The following is a 3,849-nucleotide window of genomic DNA, read 5'->3' on the forward strand; positions in this document are numbered from 1 at the left end:
CGAGCCACTGCTGCTCGCTGGTGTCCAAGCGGCTTTTGATTTTCGCCTGTTGGGCAAGTGCTTCGGTCAGTTCTGCTTTACGAGCGCTGTCGGTATAAAGCGTCGGGTCAGCCAAAATAGCCTCTACTTCTTCAAGCGCCTGCTGGGTTTTCTCCATAGTTTTTTCAGCTTGATCGCGCGCTTTTTTCAGTGGTCGCAGCTTCTCGCGTAGTTCTGCTGCTGCCTTGCGAGCGGCTTTGCGGTCACCGCTAGGCTGCTGACTTTGGCGTTCGCTTTTTTCGCTACGCGCATCGCGCCTGCCCTCTTCCAAGCGCGCCTTTAGCCATGCCCGATAGTCATCGAGATCGCCATCAAAGGGTTCAACACGATGGTCGGCTACCCGCCAGAATTCATCAACCGTGGCACGCAATAAATGCCGGTCGTGAGACACCAGAATGACCGTGCCCTCAAAACTTGCCAGCGCCTCGGTGAGCGCCTCGCGCATTTCCAAGTCCAAATGGTTGGTTGGCTCATCGAGCAGCAGCAGGTTGGGTTTCTGCCAGGCGACTAGCGCGAGTGCCAAGCGCGCTTTTTCACCGCCAGAGTAAGTACCAACTTCGCCAAAGGCGTCATCGCCTTTAAAGCCAAAGCCACCTAGGAAATTGCGAATTTCCTGGTCACTGGCCGTGGGAGAGAGCCGTTGCACATGTACAAATGGCGTCGTTGTCACGTCCAAGCTTTCCAGCTGGTGCTGGGCAAAATAGCCAATGGCTAAATGCTCGCCTGGCACGCGCTTGCCCTCTAGCAGCGCCAGTTCACCGGTCAGTGATTTGATCAATGTCGATTTGCCCGCGCCGTTGGGGCCTAACAGACCGATGCGGCTACCGGGTAATAACGTAATGTTGACCTTCTCTAACTGCGCGACATCACCTGCTTCGCTGCGATAGCCAAGGGTCGCTTGGTCAAGCACAAGCAGCGGATGTGAGGTCTTATCTGCGGCAGGCAGCGTGAAGTGAAAAGGCGAATCTGTATGAGCAACAGCGATATCCCCCATACGCTCCAGCATTTTTACACGACTTTGCGCCTGCTTTGCTTTGGTTGCCTGGGCGCGAAAACGCGCTATAAAGCGCTCAATTTCTTCGCGGCGAGCCTGCTGTTTGGCTGCTTCTGCTTGCTGCAGAGCGAGTTTTTCAGCCCGCGTGCGCTCAAAGCGAGAGTAGTTGCCGCGGTAAAGCTCGAGCGTTTGATGATGCATATGCACAATGTGATCACACACGGCATCCAGAAAGTCGCGGTCATGAGAAATCAGCAGTAACGTGCCTGGGTAGCGGGTTAGCCACTGCTCTAGCCAAAGCAGGGCATCGAGATCCAGGTGGTTGGTCGGCTCATCAAGCAGTAGTAAGTCGGAAGGCATAAACAGCGTGCGGGCTAGGTTCACCCGCATACGCCAGCCACCGGAGAAATCTGACAAAGGCCGCTTAAGATCCGTTTGCACAAACCCGAGCCCTACCAGCAGCTGCGATGCCCGCGATTCTGCCGTGTAGCCATCCAGGGTTTCGATAAGCCCATGCAACTCGGCTTCCCGATGCGCATCGTCTGCTTCGCGCGCGGCGAGTAGATCAGCCTCTGCTTGTCGCAGCGCATAATCGCCATCCAGCACGTACTCCACAATGGGACGATCCAGCGCTTCAACTTCCTGGGCCATGTGGGCTATCCGCTGGCCGCCGCTCATCTCAACGTCGCCCTGGTCGGGGCCGAGCTCGCCTAGCAGAAGTTTGAATAAGCTCGACTTACCGGCGCCGTTTGCCCCGATAATGCCTGCCTTTATACCGCTGTGGAGCGTAAGGTCAGCGTTATCGAGTAGCGTTTGTGTACCCCGTTGCAGGGCGACTTGGCGCAGTGCGATCATGCATTCTCCCGAAAAAGTGGGTAAATCAATGTTCGATTCTAACCGATTCCAGCGCTTACAGCAGGCTCCACTATGGGATTTTGCACTGACATTTTATGCCCAGCCCGGAGTCGAGCAAGCATGCCTTGTTCTGCAAGATAGAGCAGGGGTGGATGTGTGTGAGCTGCTAGTGCATAGCTGGCTCTACCACTACGGTCTTCAGGTAACGCCTGGTGCGCTGTCAATGGAGCGCAAAGTGCGGGAGTGTTGGCAGCAGTCGGTCACCGCTGTTTTGCGGCAGTTGCGTCGTGATCTTAAGCCCCAAGCAGCAGAAAGTGAGGGCATTGCCCAGTTGCGAAAGACACTTCAGCAGGCCGAACTTCAAGCTGAGCGTGAGAACCTTCAACGCTGGCAGCACTGGATATTGCAAACGTCTGAACTTAACCAGCGGTTAACAAACTGCGCTATAAGTAAGCAAGATGTTGCACAATGGCTGCAAAGTAAGCTGTTTTCTGATGGCCTTGCGTTTGATCAAGTAGTTGTGTCACCCGAGCGCGAGAACGTCAGAGAGGCGATTGCTATACTTGCGACACGGCTTGACCGCTACGAGCGACCGCGCTAGCCTGAAATTAAGCTATTTTTGAATAACGCGTGTTTTAAGGTTGTTATTGCTTGTGTAACTGTTTCTAAACGGATTCAAAAAGATAGGCTTTATGAATGATGGTTTTATAAATAGTTACTCTAAAGTCACTGGCAACTAACAGAGCGTTTAAGAGCGACACGCATTATACAAAAATTAAATATTGGCGCACTCGCATAGCGCGCTTACCACTGCTAGGGGAACTCTGCATGAAGGCAAGCAAGTTAATTTCGACTCGTTCAGTAACGACTAAGTTAATGACGACGGCGAGCGTTGGTGCACTACTATTTGGTCTCAGCGCAGCCGCTCAAGCAGATAACTGGCGTTACGCCCACGAAGAGTACGAAGGCGATGTCCAAGATGTGTTCGCTTACGCATTCAAAGAATATATCGAAGAGAATTCCGATCACAGCGTTCAGGTTTATCGTTTTGGTGAATTAGGTGAATCTGATGACATCATGGAGCAGACCCAAAACGGCATTCTTCAGTTTGTAAACCAGTCGCCTGGTTTCACGGGTTCTCTGATCCCAGAAGCGCAAATCTTCTTTATCCCTTACCTGCTACCAACAGATGAAGAAACCGTCCTGACTTTCTTCGATGAGAGTAAGGCCATCAACGAGGTGTTCCCAGAGCTCTACGCTGAGCAAGGCCTTGAGCTATTGAAGATGTACCCTGAAGGTGAAATGGTCATTACCACCGACGAGCCGATCAGCTCGCCGGAAGATATGAATAACAAGAAAATTCGTACCATGACGAATCCATTGCTTTCAGAAACTTATGATGCCTTTGGTGCAACACCGACGCCGCTACCGTGGGGCGAAGTATATGGTGGTCTGCAAACCGGCATTATCGATGGTCAAGAAAATCCGATTTTCTGGATCGAGTCTGGCGGTTTATATGAAGTATCACCGCACCTTACCTTCACAGGCCATGGCTGGTTCACTACCGCCATGATGGCTAACCAAGACTTCTATGAAGGCTTGTCCGATGAAGACAAAGAGCTAGTTCAGGAAGCGTCTGATGCTGCCTATGATCACACAATCGAGCACATTAAAGGGCTAGCCGAAGAGGCATTAGCTAAAATCCAAGAAGCTTCGGATGAAGTCACTGTGACTCGTTTGGATGAAGAACAAATCCAGGCTTTCCGTGACCGCGCTCCACAAGTTGAAGAAGCCTTCTTAGAAATGACGGGTGATAAAGGTGCTGAGCTGCTGGAGCAGTTTAAAGCTGATCTCGAAGCTGTAACTAACGAGTAATTTACCGTTTAGTGCACTCATTTTGAACGGTAAATCACCTAGGGGGCAGCCAGCGCTGCCCCTTTTTTGTTTGCCCGGCGAAGCCG

3 protein-coding genes are annotated in these 3,849 nt (G+C 52.1%); 2 read left to right on the plus strand and 1 reads right to left on the minus strand.

The features are described from left to right. On the minus strand, positions 1 to 1,888 hold a 1,888-nt coding region (locus tag INT22_RS16160), incomplete at its 3' end, for an ATP-binding cassette domain-containing protein (RefSeq protein ID WP_193068556.1). Between INT22_RS16160 and INT22_RS16165 the strand changes: the two genes are divergently transcribed. Both INT22_RS16165 and INT22_RS16170 read left to right on the plus strand, forming a co-directional pair. Next, positions 1,887 to 2,489, plus strand: a complete 603-nt coding sequence (locus INT22_RS16165; protein ID WP_226912818.1) for a TIGR02444 family protein — start codon at positions 1,887 to 1,889, stop codon at positions 2,487 to 2,489. The genes INT22_RS16160 and INT22_RS16165 overlap by 2 nt on opposite strands. 227 nt (positions 2,490 to 2,716) lie before the next feature. Then, positions 2,717 to 3,763, plus strand: a complete 1,047-nt coding sequence (locus tag INT22_RS16170; RefSeq protein ID WP_089040257.1) for a TRAP transporter substrate-binding protein — start codon at positions 2,717 to 2,719, stop codon at positions 3,761 to 3,763. The last annotated feature ends 86 nt before the right edge of the window (positions 3,764 to 3,849 follow it).

This window comes from Halomonas sp. 3D7M, from assembly GCF_014897885.1.
Classification (GTDB): Bacteria; Pseudomonadota; Gammaproteobacteria; order Pseudomonadales; family Halomonadaceae; genus Vreelandella.

Excerpts from the sequence above, each read along its gene's own strand:
- INT22_RS16165 (WP_226912818.1), top strand. The coding sequence starts at position 1,887 with ATGCATTCTCCCGAAAAAGTGGGTAAATCAATGTTCGATTCTAACCGA.
- INT22_RS16170 (WP_089040257.1), top strand. The coding sequence starts at position 2,717 with ATGAAGGCAAGCAAGTTAATTTCGACTCGTTCAGTAACGACTAAGTTA.